The sequence below is a fragment of the Nocardia acidivorans NBRC 108247 genome (assembly GCF_001625085.1).
Lineage (GTDB): Bacteria > Actinomycetota > Actinomycetes > Mycobacteriales > Mycobacteriaceae > Nocardia > Nocardia acidivorans.
On the sequence record NZ_BDAW01000013.1, the window covers coordinates 103,664 to 118,246 of the forward strand.

Sequence of the window (14,583 nt, forward strand, 5' to 3'; positions counted from 1 at the left end):
GGGCAGGTTAACAGTGGCCGATGCGGTCGGCCAAATGGTTTTCCGGCGGCTGTCAGGATTCGCGAGCGGCGATCGCGGCCTGGATTCGCCGGAGCGTGCGAAGGGCTTTCTTCGCGGCGACGCTCACTACGCCGTCGAAGACCGTGGAGCCGCGATCATGTGCCATGAGATGTTCCAAGGTGGGAACGGCTTCGTCATCGCCGGTGGACCCGAGGGCCACGGCCGCCCAGTAGCGCCGGTCCGGGTCGTCATCTTGGGCGGCTTCGCACAGGGCCGGAATGATGTCCGGGGTGAATTTGGCCAAGGCGCTGGATATATAGCCGATGCGGTAGTAGCGCCGGTGCTGGAATTCGTCCCAGAGGGCGGCCAGGGCTGCCTCGCCCCGGATATTGCCGAGGGCCTCGGCGGCGCGCTCGCGCAGTCCCGCGATGGGATCCCGCAGTACGGGCGTGAGCGCCGGAACCACCGACTCGTCACCGAGGACGCCCAAGGCGATGACGGCCTGTTCGCGCGCCATCTCCTGAGGGTGATCCAACATGGCGACCAGTGCGGGCACCGCGTCACGGAAACCCAGTGCCGCACAACCCATTGCGGCCCACGCCTGGCAGTTGTACCGGGTGTCCCCCAGCGACGCCAGCAATGGTGCTCGCAGACTGTCGTCCCCGAAGATCGCGGCGCGATTCAGGGCCAGGCTGTACAGCGTCCGGTGATAGTCGGGATAGTCACGGACCACCGCGCGCAGAGCTTCCTGTGCGGACGCGTCGCCGCCGGCGGCCCGGTCGAGCAGCAGCCGCAGATTCTCCTTACGGGTATCGAGATCACCGTCGAGGAGGCGTCGCGCATCAATTGTCTTCACCGCCCAACGGTACCTGGCGTTGAACTCGTCCCCCGCCGTCAGTTCGTATGCACGCTGTACCGTCCGATGACATCCTCCACCAGCCGCTTCGCGCCGCCGGGCGCACCGGATTCCGCACCGTCGAAGATCGCGTCGAGAATGTCGGCCCCATCGAGCGTCGCGGGATAACGGCGCGCGGCACGAGCGCTCACGATCACCGCATGCAAGACGATCGCGTAAATCCGCGAGCGCGGCACGGTCAACCGCCAGCCCTGCCGTTCACGTTCCCGCAGTTTCGCTTCGACGGTATCGAGCACATCCGCGATCACCTGCCGCTCGATCTGGTCGCGATCATCGCAGGGCATGACGACCGCCGAAACACACTGTGCCATAACCGAATACCGCGATCCGCAACAGCGCGAACAAGCTCTTCCGGGCCGCCACCGCCCGCACCGCGCGCGGTTCGAGCACCATCCGCCCCGCCGAGACCAGCGCATCGCGTGCCCGCCACCGCACTTGGCAAGTGGCAACCCCACATTCGAGATGCAACCGCATCGCGGTGTGCGCCTGCGCGACGGTCAATTCCCCGGGATCGGCGCAACACGACCACACTCCGCGCACGGAATACCCGCCCCGGACTGATTCGGCCGGTGCCCGCTGCGCGGCGGCCCGCTTCTCGCGGTCGATCCGGTCGATGATCGCCTGCACCGACCATTGGCTGTCTCTGGACATTGTGCTGACCTTTCTGATTGTGGCCGTGATGCCAGCACAGCACTCGCAACCAGCACATCTAATGAAAACTGAAGCTTCAGATTGAAGTTCTTCAAAAAGCCATGAGCGGCCTCAGTTCTGCGGTACATATAGCTTCAACTTCCGCGCACGGTCAGCTTCACTTCCGGGAGACCCTATGAGTGACACCGGCAACCAACCCTCGACCCTGCCCCGACGCCAACTCGGCAGGTTTCTGCGCGAAGCCCGCGAAGCGCTCGGATTGACGCAGAAGATCGCGGCCGAAATGGTTGAGCTCAGCGAGCCTGGGCTACAACGCATCGAAGCCGGGCGTGTGAAGAAGGTTCGCGTCCGCGATGTTCAGGCCCTGTGCGAGATCTACGAGATCAATGCCGAAGACACCCAGCGGGCAGTCGAGCTGGCAGAACAAGCCAAGGTAACCAGCTGGTACCACGCGTTCGGCGGACTCTTCAACGATACGTTCAACATGTATGTCGGCCTGGAAGCCTCAGCGCGGCAGCTGATTTCGTATCACGAGCATGTCCCTGGTCTACTGCAAACCTCCGATTACGCGCGAGCGCTCATCAGTGCCTTCTTCCGGAACGGCAGCCGCGAAGACATCGAACGACGCGTCGAACTAAGGATGAAGCGCCAGGCGATCGTGACCCGCAAGAGCCGACCCCTGAAACTTGATGTGCTCCTTCACGAATCGGCTCTGCATCGCGTGATCGGTGACCGGAAGATCATGGCGACCCAACTCGCGCATCTGGCAGAGATCAGCAAACTGACTAACGTCTCGCTTCGCATCCATCCCTACTCGGCGGGATGTACATGGGGATTGCTGCACGGCCCCTTCGTCATTCTCGACTTCGGCACCGATGCCAAAGGTGAACCGATCGAACCTCCCGTGGTCTACCACGAGATTCAGATGAGCAACGACGTCTACCTGGAGAAGCCCGCCGATCTCCGGCGCTACCATGAACTGGTTGCGGCCCTGCGTGCTACGGCCCTCGACGAGGACACCACACGAGACCTGCTCCGGCGGGCAACAAGGAGTTACGAACGGTGAAGGTCGACCTATCCGCGGCGAACTGGTTCAAAAGCAGTCACAGCGAAAGCAGTGGAGCGTGTGTCGAGGTCGCCTGGCTGCCGGAAGGTACTGTCGGAGTACGCGATTCGAAAAATCCCACCGGCCCCGCACTGATCCTCACGCCCGGCGACTGGGATGCCTTCACCGGCAGTGTGCTCCGAGGAGACTTCAACCACCCCACGTGATCCGATGCCCCCCAAGGGCCTTCAGTCCCCGAGTCGAGCCAATCCCTCGGTGATGGCGCGACGAATCGGTTGGTGCTGCGGGCCAAGGGCATAGCGTGGGTCGGTCCGCAGCGGCGGATTGGGCACCGATGCCGATATCGCGCACCGGCAACGCCGCCTGTCGGAGGCTCCGCTCGATGCCATGAAGACCGCCGCCGGACCGGTGCATCCCCGAGACACCGTCACCCACTGATCCGGATGGCTGTCGACTCAATCCAAGGGGAATGTACATCGCGTCGCCGATCGGCGCATGCCGATTCCCGGTGCCGCCGGGTGGATCGCGGCGGGGGCCGCCGCGCTGACGGCGTTCATCGACAATGCCACGGCGACAGCGCTGTTCGCGGTGCTCGCCTTCGCACTGCTGGCCGCGTGGATGGTGATCTACGTCCGGATCAGCGCACCGGTCAACAGACAGCTGACCGCGGTGAGCACGAGCGCCATCCCCACCGGCGCGGACCCACGGGCACTCCAAAGGCGTTGGGACAGCGTCATATACGCCCGCGCCGGGCTCCAGCTGCTCGCCCTGCTGAGCCTCTGCCTGGCCATCGCCGCGGTATAAACCCCGGAAAGCGGGAAGGCCCCGAGTCGAATTCGACTCGGGGCCTTCCCTTTACAGCTGTCGACCTCAGTGGCCGTGCGAACCGCTGTCCGTGGCGTCCTGGTGGGATTCCAGGGCGGCCAGCATGTCGTGCTCTTCCTTGTGCGCGTTCGCGACATTGTCCAGCTGCTGCTGGGCCGGGTCGGGGAACAGGAAGGAGCCGGTGCCGGGCTTGCCGGCGGAGCCGAGCTTGGACATCTTCTTGGGCACCGGAGCGCCCTGGTACTCCAGCGGGATGGGGTGGCCGTGCGAATCGACCGGTCCCAGCGGCTGGTGGATCTCGATGTACTCACCGTGCGGCAGGCGCTTGATGACACCGGTCTCGATACCGTGCTCGAGCACCGCCCGGTCGCTGCGCTGCAGGCCGAGGCAGAGCCGGTACGCCGCGAAGTAGGCGAGCGGCGGTGCGGTCAGCAGCGCGATACGGAAGATCCAGGTGGTGGCATTCAGCGAGATGTCGAACTTCAGCGAGATGATGTCGTTGACACACGCCAGGGTCAGCACCAGGTAGAACGCGATGGCCATGGCACCGATGGCGGTGCGGACCGGCACGTCGCGCGGACGCTGGAGCAGGTTGTGCCGAGCGGTGTCGCCGGTGAGGCGCTTCTCGATCCAGGGGTAGATCACCAGGACGGTGAACACCAGGCCCATGATGAGCGCCACCCAGAACGCGGCCGGAACCGTATGACCCCAGAAGTAGAGCTCCCACGGCGGCATCAGACGCGCCATACCGTCGGTCCACATCATGTAGAAGTCCGGCTGCGAACCCGCGGAGACCTGAGACGGGTTGTAGGGACCCAGATTCCAGATCGGGTTGATCTGCAGCACGCCGCCCATGATCGCCACGATGCCCAGGGTGAACATGAAGAACGCGCCCTGGTCGGCGGCGAACACCGGCACGATGCGCGCGCCGACGACATTGGTTTCCTTGCGGCCCGGTCCGGGGAACTGGGTGTGCTTCTGGTACCAGACCAGCGCGACGTGCGCGGCGATCAGGGCCAGCAGGATGCCGGGGATGAGCAGCACGTGCGCGATGTACAGGCGCGGGAGGATGATCGTGCCCGGGAAGTCACCGCCGAAGATCAGCCAGTGCAGCCAGGTGCCGACGATCGGAACACCCATGGTGATACCGCCGAAGGCCGCGCGCAGACCGGTACCCGAGAGCAGATCGTCCGGCAGCGAGTAACCGAAGAAGCCCTCGAACATGGCCAGGATGAGCAGCAGCGAGCCGATCACCCAGTTGGCCTCACGCGGCTTGCGGAAAGCACCGGTGAAGAAGATGCGGAACAGGTGGATGATGATCGACGCCGCGAACAGCAGCGCCGCCCAGTGGTGCACCTGGCGCACGAACAGACCGCCGCGCACCTCGAAGGAGATGTTCAGCGCGGTCTCATAGGCCCGCGACATGGTGACACCGCGCAGGGGCTGGTACGCGCCCTGGTAGACGGTCTCGCTCATGGACGGGTCGAAGTACAGCGTCAGGTAGATACCCGACAGCAGCAGGATGATGAACGCGTACAGCGCGATCTCACCGAGCAGGAACGACCAGTGGGTCGGGAAGACCTTGTTGATCGACCGCTTCACGAATGCGGCAGCGTGGTACCGCTCGTCGAGTTCGTTGGCCTGGCTCATGAACGACGCTCCCAGTAGGCCGGGCCGAGGGGCTCGATGAAGTCGTGTACGGCGACCAGGTAGCCCTCGGCATTGACGGTGATCGGCAGCTGCGGCAGCGCGCGAGCGGCGGGACCGAAGACCGGCTTACCCCATTCGGTCGCGGAGAACTGCGACTGGTGGCAGGGGCAGAGAATCCGGTTGGTCTGCTGCTCGAAAAGCGAGGTCGGGCAACCGAGGTGGGTGCAGATCTTCGAGTAGGCGAAGTAATCGCCGTAGTTGAAGCTCTCCTGGCCCTTGCGCTTGATGGCGCCTTCGGCGTCCTTGGTGCGCAGGCGAATCAGCATGACGGCGTTGCGAATTCCGCGCAGAGACTGGAGGGTCTCGTGCTCGTCACCGCGCCACTCTTCCTTCCAGGGGAAGACGGTTTCCATCGCGCCCGCGTCCAGGTCCTCCGGGCGCACCAGGACGATGTCCTGGGGGCGGCCGGTATCGCGGCGCAGGAAGATGGTCTGACCCTCGTAATCGGGGGTCCAGCCCGAGACCCACAGCGGCGACTTGTCGCGCTTGGCCCACGGGTTCTTGATCATGCCTCCGGCGAAGACGAACAGCGCGCCGATGCCGAGCAGGCCCGCGCCCGCGCCCGCGGTACGGGTGATGAGCTTGCGGCGGCCCAGGGTGGAGGTCTCCACCGCGTCCTGCAGCTGCGCGGCCAGGGTGCGGCGGTTGGTTTCGGAGGACTTGCCGTCGTGGCGGTCCTGGATCGAGATCTCGACCGGGATGAACTTCTTGCGGATGAGCACCACGGCGACGCCGATGGCCAGCACCGCGATACCCATGGTGAGGCCGTACAGCGGGGTGGTCAGCGTGTAAGCACCGTTGCCGTCCTCGCCGCGGCCCTTGTACTCCCAGGGCCAGAAGAGGTAGACGCCGATGAGCGCGGCGCCGAAGACCGCGGAGATGGCGAACCACAGCGCCACCTGACGCTCGGCGCGCTTCTCGGCGCGAGTGCCGGGGACCGGCCAGCGCGGGGCGCGGTACGCGACGTCGACACCGTCGAGCTTGGTGCCGAGTTCGACGAGCTCATCGCGCGACATCGCGTCGAGCTGCTCATCGGTGAGTTCCTCGCCGGGGTTGTCCCCCATGCTCTTTCGCTCCTGTTCACTCATGGCTGCATCCTCCGGGTCATGCCCGCGGGCCCTCCGTGGTTACGCTGCGCTGCCGCCTGCGGGCCTGACGCGGTCATGATCGGGACCCGATCCACATGGCCGATCCGACCAGGGCCACGATGCCGACGATCCAGATGGCCAGACCCTCGGTCGCGGGACCGAAGCCGCCGAGGCCGTAGCCGCCCTCGGACTTGGTCTCCATGCGGTCCTTGATGTACGCGACGATGTCCTTCTTCTCCTCCGGCGTCAGCTGCCGGTCGGAGAACTTGGGCATGTTCTGCGGGCCGGTGAGCATGGCCAGGTAGATCTGCTGCTCGCTCGCCTCCTCCAGGGGCGGGGCGAACTTACCGGAGGACAGCGCGCCGCCCTTACCGGTGAAGTTGTGGCAGGAGGCACAGTTCATGCGGAAGAGTTCGCCACCGCGGCCGAGATCGGCTCCGGCGATGATGGACTCCTGCGCGATCTCGCCGTTGGCGTCCCGCACGACGGTCGGACCGCCGCCATTGGCCTGGATGTAAGCGCCGAGCGCATCGGTCTGGTGCGCGTCGAACTTCGGGGGCTTACGAACGATCTGCGCCTCATTGCGGGCGGCGGGCATACGACCGGAGGAAACCTGGAAGTACACCGCGGCCTCACCGACGCCGATGAGGCTCGGGCCACGATCCTGGACACCCTGCAGGTTGGCGCCGTGGCAGGTGACGCAGGAGGTGTCGTAGATCTGCTTGCCCTCGCGGATCAGCGCGGACTGGTCCTCGTGCGCGGTGGCGACCTGCGCCTGCGGGGTCAGGGCCGATGCCGCGAAGCCGGCTCCGACGAGGCCCATCAGAAGAACCAGACCGCCGGCCAGCTTGCGGCGCAGGCGCCGCTGCTTGCGGGTCTTGGTGGCCTCGCCGATCCCCTCGCTGGGATCTGGCGCTGACGGGGGAGATGAACTCATCTGTGTCCCTTTGGAGTAGACGGAACCGACTTGTCAGAAGCTTCGTGCCTACGGCGGGCTGGGCCGTGGTACTGGATCCGCGCTAGCGGATGAAGTAGATCGTGGCGAAGAGCCCGATCCAAACGATGTCGACGAAGTGCCAGTAGTAGGAGACAACGATCGCGGCGGTCGCCTGCGCGGGTGTGAACTTGCTGAGCGAGGTGCGGATCAGCAGGAACACGAAGGCGATCAGACCGCCGATGACGTGCAGGCCGTGGAAGCCGGTGGTGATGTAGAAGACCGAGCCGTACACGGTGCTGGAGATCGTGGTGCCTTCTTTGACCAGGTTGGTGTACTCGTAGCCCTGACCGGCGACGAACATCGCGCCCATGATCAGGGTGACGGTGTACCAGCGACGCAGGCCGAACACATCGCCGCGCTCGGCGGCGAAGACACCCATCTGGCAGGTGAAGGACGAGGCCACCAGCACGGCGGTCACCGGCACGGCGAGCTTGAGATTCAGCTCGGTCGGCTCCATCGGCCACTTGCCGTGGGCCTGTGCGCGGGCGACAAAGTACATGGCGAACAGGCCGGCGAAGAACATCAACTCGCTCGACAGCCAGATGATGGTACCGACGCTGACCATGTTGGGCCGGTTCAGCGAATGCACTCGCTGGGTAATGGCCGATCCTGGGGTCCCTACTGCGGTCGTCACGCCGGTAAGTATGACTTGTCGTAGTACGACAGACATAGCGGGGTACGAAACTTCGTCGGACGTGTCGGAAACCGCAGGGCGAGCAAGCCTCTCGTGGGGCGCTCGGCGTGTCACGGACCAGCCTAGATTGACCGGGTAAGAGAAACCTGAGCCATGATTCGAGGAGTTGGACACAGCGATGGAGTGGGTGCGAAAGCTGCTGCGGCGCGGCGGGACAACGGAACTGGATCCCGGGCGTGGCGATCTCGTCGTGGTGGCGTCGAGTTTCGATGATGCCGAGGCGTGTTCGGCGGCGCTGGCCCGCGCGGAGAACTGGGCCGCCGACCAACCGGTCGTCCTGCGGCATCACCTGCGCATTCCGCCGAAACAGATGGAAGCCGTCGCATTGATAGCCGCACAGGATGGCTATGAATTGGCCGACTACGACTACGACGTGAACATGATCTTGCGGCGCGTGCAGATCCTGGACGCGCTGCACTGTTCGCAGGAGCGCTCCCGGATGGCGGGCCTGGCTCAGCGCCATGACGGCGACGCTCTCGGCTGGGACGCCCTGCAACCCGCACCGGGCCAACCAAAGGAAAAGAAATAGCCCCCGCGCACTAGGCTTGCTCCGACAACACTGGTGGCCCGACATCACTCCGGATTCCCGGGGGTTCGGGGGCTGAGCCCCTGAGAGTCCCGAGAGTTGGTTGAACCCGAATGGAAGAGTCAATGAGCGCGCGCAGCTGGCGAGAAATTCTCGGCATCCTCACCGACGGCAACGACCTGTCCGCGGATGAGGCCGCGTGGGCCATGAACGAGATCTTCACCGACAGCGCGACCTCGGCGCAGATCGCGGCCTTCGGCGTGGCGCTCAAGATGAAGGGCCCCACCCCCGATGAGCTGGGCGGATTGGCAGACGGCATGCTGTCGCACGCGCGCCGGGTGCCGTACGAGGGCCGCGCGGTCGATATCGTCGGCACCGGCGGCGATCGGTCCGGCACGGTGAATATCTCCACCATGTCCTCGATCGTGGTGGCGGCCACCGGGATTCCGGTGGTCAAGCACGGCAATCGCGCGGCCTCGTCCAAGAGCGGCGGCGCGGATGTGCTGGAGGCGCTCGGGGTGAAGATCGCCCTCGGCCCGCAGTCGGTGGCGACATCGGTGCGGGAGGTCGGGATCGGCTTCTGTTTCGCCCCGGTCTTCCACCCCTCGCTGCGATACGCGTCCAAGGCGCGCGGTGAGATCGGCATCCCCACTGTCTTCAATATCCTGGGCCCGCTGACCAATCCGGCCCAGCCCACCGCCGGACTCATCGGCTGCGCGTTCGCGGAGCTGCTGCCGACCATCGCGGGGGTGTTCGCGAGCCGCGGCTCGACCGCGCTGATCGTGCGCGGCAATGACGGCCTGGACGAGATCACCACCGCGGACACCACCGACGCCTGGGTGGTCGCGGGCGGCCGGAGCGTCGAAACCACCATCGACCCAACGAAATTGGGTATCGAGCGGGTGGATCCGGCGGCGCTCAAGGGTGGTGACGCGGCCATGAACGCGGCGATCGCCCGCACTATGCTCGCCGGTGAGCTCGGGCCGGTGCGCGATGCGGTGCTGCTGAATTCGGCCGCCGCCGTGGTCGCTTTCGAAATGACCCCCGAATCCGCCACCGGTGATCTGCATTCGCAGCTGGCGGTGGCGCTGGAGAAGGTCGCCGCCGCCATCGACACCGGCGCGGCCGCGGACCTACTGGACCGCTGGGTGACCGTCACCAATCAGCTCGGCGCGGAGTAGCCCCGCGCGTTTGCCGGTGGGATGCCCGCGACGGCGCTACAGTATGGGCGTTGAGCAGGCGGTTTCCGCTGCTGGGCGCGGTGATCGCCGTACGGACCGAGTCGAGGATGTGCGACATGGTGCGATTGCGACTGTCGGTTGCCGGTGCGTCGATCTCCGCGCCGTAATGGCGTACATCGGTGAGCACTGCGGAATCCCTTGGCGGCGTGGTTTTCTCACGGTCGCGGCGATACTCGGCGTGGGCGGACTGCTGGGCGCGGTGCCCGAGAGCGGCGCGCATCCGGTCAATCCCATCGCACGACAGACGGTCGCGGGCACGCTGACCGTGGACGGGCGCGATTACGACGGCCCGTCCGGCTGCCTGACCATTCGCAAGGTGCCCCGCCGCATTGCCGTGGAGAACAGGACCGACCGCGAGATACGCGTGTACCTGCTACCCGGCTGCAAAGGCGGGGTCACCCATGTGGTGGAATCCGGCCGCACCGCCACCCCGCTGGGCGCGTCGGTCCAGACGGATTGAGCCCTACTCGCCGATGGAGAAGCCCGCCTCGACATCGGCGCGCGAGTAGGACTTGAAGGCGATATGGGTCGCGGTGCGCACCACGCCCGGGGTCTTGTTGATATGCCCGGTCACGACTTCGGCGATGCGCTCGTATTCGCGCACCCGCACGACGGCGATCAGATCCACATCGCCCGCGCACGAATAGACCTCGGCCACGCCGTCGATATCCGCCAACTCCTGCGCGGTCTCAGGAATGCGGTCGGACTCGGCGTGGATCAGCACGATCGCGGTAATCATGCGCCCAACTCTAGGTGATCACCGTCGCGGCGTTGCCGGTTGCGTCAGTCGGGCAGCGTGCCGGGTTGATCGATGGGTCCGCCGAGGAGTTCGGTGGCGCTGGCGTGGATCTTTGCCAGCGCGGACATCAGCGTGCCGGGCACCGGTATGGACCACACCGAACACGCCGTGGCGGCCGCCCGTACGGCCGGGGTCGAGCGGATCGTCCTGATCTCCTCCTTCTGGGCGATCGGCGATCCGCGCGAATGAGCCCATTCTCGATCCGACCGGACCGGGACGTTTCGCGCCCATCGACCCCGCCGATATCGCGGCGGTCGCGGCCTTGGCGCTGACCGAGGCGATTCGCGAATCCTTCGATCGGATGCGTTCGGACACACTCGGACTGCGCACCGATACGGTCGCCGAGCTGCTGGGCCGGGCACCGCGCACCTTCGAGCAGTGGTGCCGAGCCCACCGGGACGCCTTCCGCTGAACACCAACGTCCCGGTGAGTGAACAAGTTCCAGGAAGTGGGGTCTTGTTTTCGCGATTCCCCGTACCGGACCGGGGATTCCGGGCGATCATGGATCAAAATGTGAACCGACTAGTAGTCACTAGTGGCTATCCAGGGGGTTTCCGATGCTCGATCCGCTGCCGGCTGTTCCGGTTCTGCGCCACCTCTCCCGAAATACCGCCCGCCTCGCCGTGCGCACCCTGCTCGCGGGGGCCACGGTCGCGGCGATCGCGGCCGCCGCCATCCCGGCTCATGCCGAGGGTGTGGTCATCCCCGCCACCCCGATCGCGGGCATCTCCGAAGATGTTGTCTCCGCACTCAATTCGGTGACCAATCTGATGCCGGGGCTGGATCTGCCCGGCCTCGACCTGCCCGCCATGTTCAGCCCCACCACCGCGATCGTGGTGCTCGGCTACGGCTTGCAACCGGACGGCGATATGCGCCCGGAGCTGATCAATCGCCTGTACGCCGGATACGTCTCGGCTCTGCTCTCCCCGGAGGCCCCGGTGATCGTCACCGGCGGCAATCCGGTGGCGGGTCGCACCGAGGCGCAGGCCATGGCGGACTGGATGATCGCGCGCGGGATCCATCCGGACCGCATTCACAGTGAGACCAAAGCGAATTCGACGGTGCAGAACGCGGCGTTCTCGGCGCAGCTCATGGAGGCGATCGGCGCGCACGCGGCCATCCTGATCACCTCGGCGGACCATATCGCCCGGGCGCTGAGCAATTTCCGCTCCGCGGGCATCGCCGTGGTGGCGACCATGACCCCGGACGAAGCCCCGCTCTCGGCACAGCCTTTCGGCCCCGCGAAGTAGCTGCCCGCCCCGGGCTCGTCACTCGCGCAAGAGTTGCGCGCTGACCGACCCGGTGAGCCACACCCGGTATCACGCTGCGTCCCAACCCCTTTGCCGCCGCAGCAGCCGGAAGATATGGGGTGAACCCAGCGCGAAGGTGATATCGGCGGCCAACTCGGCATCGAGCTCCGGGCGTAATACACCGGCGCGCAGGAGATTCCGCGTGAGCCCGAGCCAGAACTCGTAGGTGCGCCCGGCCGCGGCCTCCGCGCTCTCGGCGCGTTTGGCCGCGCGATACGCCCTCTTGACCGGTTGGCGAGGAGCATCCTATCAATAGCTACCGCAGTGCCGCTGCGGTGAAATTCGAGAAGGTGATCCCGATGCCCGAACTGGCAGGCATTCATCACATCAAGATCCCGGTCACCGATCTGGTGCGCTCGGTGCGCTGGTATCGCGAGGTGCTCGGTTACCGCCCGACCATGCAGTTCGATGACGACGACGGGATGGTGCGCGGCGTCGCGGGCGAACTCCCCGGCATCAGCCCGTCCATGCTGTGCCTGCGCGAGAATCCGGCCGCCGCACAGGGATGCAAGGGGTTCGACCCGGTCAGCCTCGGTGCGCGGGGGCGGGACGATCTGGTGCGCTGGGCGGCGCATCTGGATGAGAACGGTGTCTCGCACTCCCCCGTGATCGATGCCTCGGTCGGCTGGCTGCTGGTGTTCAACGATCCCGACGGACTGGATCTGCATATCTACACCTGGGACGAGCACAGCGCCGATGTCGCCGATCGCCCCGGCTACGGCACACCGATCGCCGATCCGAATTCCTGGCTCCCCGAACGCTGAATCGGCGTGGGCGCGAGAGGTTCTCACGCCGATTCGGCACTCAGGACAGGTAGCGGGCGATGCTCTCCGCGACACACGCGGGTTTGGCTTCGCCCTCGATCTCGACGGTGACCGTACGCTCGGCCTGCACGCCGCCCGCGATATCGGTCACCGAATTCAGGGTGAATCGTCCTCGGATGCGACTGCCCACCGGCACCGGGTTGATGAAGCGAACCTTGTTGAGCCCGTAGTTGATTGCCATCCGAGCGCAGCTGACTTCCATCACCTGGGCGGTCATGGGCACCACCAGGGACAGTGTCAGGAACCCGTGTGCGATGGTGCGCCCGTACGGCCCCTGCGCCGCCCGCACCGGATCGACGTGAATCCACTGGTGATCGCCGGTGGCCTCGGCGAACTGGTCGATACGCCGCTGGTCCACGAGAAACCAATCACTGACACCGATTTCGGTGCCGGCCGCCGCGCGCAGCTGGTCGAAGGTGGCGAAGTCGATCATGCGAAACGCTCCTTCAGTTCTCGCTTGAGGATCTTATGGGTCGGTCCGAGCGGGAGTTCGGTGAGGAATTCGACACGGCGCGGGTACTTGTAGCGCGCGACCTGCGCGCGGGCGTAATCGATCACCTCGTCTGCGGTGATCGGTTCCGCCGGGACGACGACGGCCAGGATCTCCTCGCCGTAGTTGTCATCGGGTACGCCGATCACCGCGGCCTGGGCGATCTTGGGATGCCGCATGAGCGCGGCCTCCACCTCGGTCGGATACACATTGAAGCCGCCGCGGATGATCATCTCCTTGATGCGGTCGACAATGCGCAGGTAGCCGTCTTCATCCTTGGTGCCGAGGTCACCGGTGCGGAACCAACCGTCCACCATGACCTCCGCGGTGGCCTCGGGCCGCCCGGTATAGCCGCTGAACACATTGTGACCGCGCACCACCACCTCGCCGATACTCCCGGCGGGGAGCAGTTCGATGCGGTCGCGCACCTCGGGATCGGCGATCTCGGCGTCCACGCCCCAGACCGCGTGCCCGACCGTCCCGGCCCGCGCCCCGAGCTGCGGCTGGTTCACCGTGGCGGTGGGTGAGGTCTCCGAAAGTCCGTAGCCTTCCAGCACATTCGCGCCATAGACGCGTTCGAACTCCTCGAGCACCGAGGGCGGCAGGGCCGCGCCGCCGCTGATGCAGAGTTTGAGCTCGGGCAGCCGCTCGGCCTGTTTCGCCGCCTCCAGCAGCCCGAGGTACATGGTCGGGACCCCGTGGAAGGTATTGATGCGCTCGGCGTTCATCAGTCGAATCGCCTCTGCCGCATCGAATCTCGGCAGCAGCACCAGGGTCGCGCCGACTCGCCAGTGCGAGTTCATCGAGACGGTCTGCCCGAAGACGTGGAACAGCGGCAGTGCGCCCAGGGCGATATCGTCGCGATGCACCTCATTGGCGTCGAAGGCGTTCACCGTCGCGCACATGACCATATTGAGGTGACTCAGCTCCGCGCCCTTGGGCGTACCGGTGGTGCCGCTGGTGTAGAACACCACCGCGGTATCGAGCGGACTGCGGGAAACGGACGTCGCAATGGCTTCGCCGACAAGTTCTTTCGGGCTCACACAGCGAATCCCGGCGGCCTCCGCCGCGGCCGTGCCGACCGGAGCCACCATATCGTGGCAGATGAGCAGCGTCGCACCGCTGTCCCGCAGCACATATTCGGCCTCGGGAGCGGTGAGCAGCAGATGCACCGGCACCACCGTCGCGCCCGCCGCGAGAATCGCGAAGTAGGCACGAGGGAAGTCCGCGGTATTGGGTCCCATCAGCGCGACCCGATCCCCGGGCCGCACGCCGAGCGCGATGAGCGCTCCGGCCTGTTCGCGGGCCTGCCGCCACAGGTCAGCGAACGTAATCCGTTGCGCCCCTTCGATCAAGGCGAGGTGGTCGGGGCGTCGCCGCGCCGGTTCGGCGAGAATGCTGGCCAGGGAGAGAGTCGCGTTCATGGAGACCTCGGGGTCGGAGCGA

General features: G+C 65.9%; 19 protein-coding genes. 9 read left to right on the forward strand and 10 right to left on the reverse strand.

Annotated elements, in window-relative coordinates:
• Positions 1 to 52 precede the first annotated feature (52 nt).
• The 3 genes from NA10_RS07660 to NA10_RS07670 are packed head-to-tail and all read right to left on the reverse strand — an operon-like array spanning position 53 to position 1,567.
• Positions 53 to 856: a HEAT repeat domain-containing protein gene (locus NA10_RS07660; protein WP_067565092.1), complete on the reverse strand. Its 804-nt coding sequence runs from the start codon at positions 854 to 856 to the stop codon at positions 53 to 55.
• A gap of 38 nt (positions 857 to 894) precedes the next feature.
• The gene (locus NA10_RS07665) at positions 895 to 1,200 is read right to left on the reverse strand and encodes a hypothetical protein (protein ID WP_067565094.1); all 306 of its coding nucleotides are present in this window, start codon (positions 1,198 to 1,200) and stop codon (positions 895 to 897) included.
• Positions 1,187 to 1,567, reverse strand: coding sequence for a hypothetical protein (locus tag NA10_RS07670; protein WP_157556181.1), 381 nt, complete (start codon positions 1,565 to 1,567; stop codon positions 1,187 to 1,189). Before NA10_RS07670 ends, NA10_RS07665 begins: the two co-directional genes overlap by 14 nt.
• A gap of 175 nt (positions 1,568 to 1,742) precedes the next feature.
• Here NA10_RS07670 and NA10_RS07675 point away from each other — a divergent pair, with 175 nt between their 5' ends.
• From NA10_RS07675 to NA10_RS07685, 3 genes are all read left to right on the forward strand, one after another.
• Complete coding sequence (locus NA10_RS07675) at positions 1,743 to 2,633, forward strand: helix-turn-helix domain-containing protein (RefSeq protein ID WP_067565098.1); 891 nt, start codon at positions 1,743 to 1,745, stop codon at positions 2,631 to 2,633.
• Positions 2,630 to 2,839, forward strand: coding sequence for a DUF397 domain-containing protein (locus NA10_RS07680; RefSeq protein WP_067565100.1), 210 nt, complete (start codon positions 2,630 to 2,632; stop codon positions 2,837 to 2,839). The genes NA10_RS07675 and NA10_RS07680 overlap by 4 nt, the downstream gene beginning before the upstream one ends.
• 289 nt (positions 2,840 to 3,128) lie before the next feature.
• Positions 3,129 to 3,437, forward strand: coding sequence for a hypothetical protein (locus NA10_RS07685; RefSeq protein WP_067565102.1), 309 nt, complete (start codon positions 3,129 to 3,131; stop codon positions 3,435 to 3,437).
• A gap of 66 nt (positions 3,438 to 3,503) precedes the next feature.
• Here the strand turns inward: NA10_RS07685 and qcrB are convergent, their stop codons facing one another.
• From qcrB to ctaE, 4 genes are all read right to left on the reverse strand, one after another.
• Positions 3,504 to 5,108 carry a cytochrome bc1 complex cytochrome b subunit gene (gene qcrB, locus NA10_RS07690; protein ID WP_067565104.1) on the reverse strand — a complete coding sequence of 535 codons (1,605 nt, stop codon included), beginning with the start codon at positions 5,106 to 5,108 and terminating at the stop codon, positions 3,504 to 3,506.
• Complete coding sequence (qcrA, locus tag NA10_RS07695; protein ID WP_067565107.1) at positions 5,105 to 6,256, reverse strand: cytochrome bc1 complex Rieske iron-sulfur subunit; 1,152 nt, start codon at positions 6,254 to 6,256, stop codon at positions 5,105 to 5,107. The genes qcrB and qcrA overlap by 4 nt, the downstream gene beginning before the upstream one ends.
• Positions 6,257 to 6,329: 73 nt before the next feature.
• Entirely contained in the window at positions 6,330 to 7,193 is an 864-nt protein-coding gene (qcrC, locus tag NA10_RS07700) for a cytochrome bc1 complex diheme cytochrome c subunit (RefSeq protein WP_067565109.1), read from the reverse strand.
• Positions 7,194 to 7,275: 82 nt separating this feature from the next.
• Positions 7,276 to 7,887 (reverse strand): aa3-type cytochrome oxidase subunit III, encoded by a 612-nt coding sequence (ctaE, locus tag NA10_RS07705; RefSeq protein ID WP_067565112.1) that lies wholly within the window; start codon positions 7,885 to 7,887, stop codon positions 7,276 to 7,278.
• Between the two features lie 178 nt (positions 7,888 to 8,065).
• Between ctaE and NA10_RS07710 the strand changes: the two genes are divergently transcribed.
• From NA10_RS07710 to NA10_RS07720, 3 genes are all read left to right on the forward strand, one after another.
• Positions 8,066 to 8,476, forward strand: coding sequence for a hypothetical protein (locus NA10_RS07710; RefSeq protein ID WP_067565115.1), 411 nt, complete (start codon positions 8,066 to 8,068; stop codon positions 8,474 to 8,476).
• Between the two features lie 122 nt (positions 8,477 to 8,598).
• Positions 8,599 to 9,654, forward strand: coding sequence for an anthranilate phosphoribosyltransferase (gene trpD, locus NA10_RS07715; RefSeq protein ID WP_067565118.1), 1,056 nt, complete (start codon positions 8,599 to 8,601; stop codon positions 9,652 to 9,654).
• Positions 9,655 to 9,820: 166 nt separating this feature from the next.
• On the forward strand, positions 9,821 to 10,174 hold the full coding sequence (locus NA10_RS07720) for a hypothetical protein (protein WP_067565121.1): 354 nt from the start codon (positions 9,821 to 9,823) through the stop codon (positions 10,172 to 10,174).
• Between the two features lie 3 nt (positions 10,175 to 10,177).
• Here the strand turns inward: NA10_RS07720 and NA10_RS07725 are convergent, their stop codons facing one another.
• Complete coding sequence (locus NA10_RS07725) at positions 10,178 to 10,453, reverse strand: Lrp/AsnC family transcriptional regulator (RefSeq protein ID WP_067565124.1); 276 nt, start codon at positions 10,451 to 10,453, stop codon at positions 10,178 to 10,180.
• Positions 10,454 to 10,525: 72 nt separating this feature from the next.
• On the opposite strand from NA10_RS07725, the gene NA10_RS37920 reads away from it, so the two are divergent.
• From NA10_RS37920 to NA10_RS07735, 3 genes are all read left to right on the forward strand, one after another.
• Positions 10,526 to 10,702, forward strand: coding sequence for a hypothetical protein (locus NA10_RS37920; RefSeq protein ID WP_174562482.1), 177 nt, complete (start codon positions 10,526 to 10,528; stop codon positions 10,700 to 10,702).
• Positions 10,703 to 11,070: 368 nt separating this feature from the next.
• A complete protein-coding gene (locus NA10_RS07730) occupies positions 11,071 to 11,763 on the forward strand; it encodes a YdcF family protein (RefSeq protein WP_084514403.1) in 693 nt (230 codons plus the stop codon).
• A gap of 359 nt (positions 11,764 to 12,122) precedes the next feature.
• The gene (locus NA10_RS07735; RefSeq protein WP_067565438.1) at positions 12,123 to 12,587 is read left to right on the forward strand and encodes a VOC family protein; all 465 of its coding nucleotides are present in this window, start codon (positions 12,123 to 12,125) and stop codon (positions 12,585 to 12,587) included.
• 40 nt (positions 12,588 to 12,627) lie between these two features.
• Here the strand turns inward: NA10_RS07735 and NA10_RS07740 are convergent, their stop codons facing one another.
• Positions 12,628 to 13,080, reverse strand: a complete 453-nt coding sequence (locus NA10_RS07740) for a MaoC family dehydratase (protein WP_067565127.1) — start codon at positions 13,078 to 13,080, stop codon at positions 12,628 to 12,630.
• Positions 13,077 to 14,561, reverse strand: a complete 1,485-nt coding sequence (locus NA10_RS07745; RefSeq protein WP_067565130.1) for a long-chain-fatty-acid--CoA ligase — start codon at positions 14,559 to 14,561, stop codon at positions 13,077 to 13,079. Before NA10_RS07745 ends, NA10_RS07740 begins: the two co-directional genes overlap by 4 nt.
• Between the last annotated feature and the right edge of the window lie 22 nt (positions 14,562 to 14,583).

What these genes read in the sequence shown, in the direction of transcription:
- NA10_RS07665 (WP_067565094.1), bottom strand. Translation starts at nt 1,200, where the DNA reads ATGCCCTGCGATGATCGCGACCAGATCGAGCGGCAGGTGATCGCGGAT.
- NA10_RS07685 (WP_067565102.1), top strand. Translation starts at nt 3,129, where the DNA reads ATGCCGATTCCCGGTGCCGCCGGGTGGATCGCGGCGGGGGCCGCCGCG.
- NA10_RS07745 (WP_067565130.1), bottom strand. Translation starts at nt 14,561, where the DNA reads ATGAACGCGACTCTCTCCCTGGCCAGCATTCTCGCCGAACCGGCGCGG.
- NA10_RS07740 (WP_067565127.1), bottom strand. Translation starts at nt 13,080, where the DNA reads ATGATCGACTTCGCCACCTTCGACCAGCTGCGCGCGGCGGCCGGCACC.
- qcrA (WP_067565107.1), bottom strand. Translation starts at nt 6,256, where the DNA reads ATGAGTGAACAGGAGCGAAAGAGCATGGGGGACAACCCCGGCGAGGAA.
- trpD (WP_067565118.1), top strand. Translation starts at nt 8,599, where the DNA reads ATGAGCGCGCGCAGCTGGCGAGAAATTCTCGGCATCCTCACCGACGGC.
- qcrB (WP_067565104.1), bottom strand. Translation starts at nt 5,108, where the DNA reads ATGAGCCAGGCCAACGAACTCGACGAGCGGTACCACGCTGCCGCATTC.
- qcrC (WP_067565109.1), bottom strand. Translation starts at nt 7,193, where the DNA reads ATGAGTTCATCTCCCCCGTCAGCGCCAGATCCCAGCGAGGGGATCGGC.
- NA10_RS07710 (WP_067565115.1), top strand. Translation starts at nt 8,066, where the DNA reads ATGGAGTGGGTGCGAAAGCTGCTGCGGCGCGGCGGGACAACGGAACTG.
- NA10_RS37920 (WP_174562482.1), top strand. Translation starts at nt 10,526, where the DNA reads ATGGGTCCGCCGAGGAGTTCGGTGGCGCTGGCGTGGATCTTTGCCAGC.
- NA10_RS07670 (WP_157556181.1), bottom strand. Translation starts at nt 1,567, where the DNA reads ATGTCCAGAGACAGCCAATGGTCGGTGCAGGCGATCATCGACCGGATC.
- NA10_RS07735 (WP_067565438.1), top strand. Translation starts at nt 12,123, where the DNA reads ATGCCCGAACTGGCAGGCATTCATCACATCAAGATCCCGGTCACCGAT.
- NA10_RS07720 (WP_067565121.1), top strand. Translation starts at nt 9,821, where the DNA reads ATGGCGTACATCGGTGAGCACTGCGGAATCCCTTGGCGGCGTGGTTTT.
- NA10_RS07675 (WP_067565098.1), top strand. Translation starts at nt 1,743, where the DNA reads ATGAGTGACACCGGCAACCAACCCTCGACCCTGCCCCGACGCCAACTC.
- NA10_RS07730 (WP_084514403.1), top strand. Translation starts at nt 11,071, where the DNA reads ATGCTCGATCCGCTGCCGGCTGTTCCGGTTCTGCGCCACCTCTCCCGA.
- NA10_RS07725 (WP_067565124.1), bottom strand. Translation starts at nt 10,453, where the DNA reads ATGATTACCGCGATCGTGCTGATCCACGCCGAGTCCGACCGCATTCCT.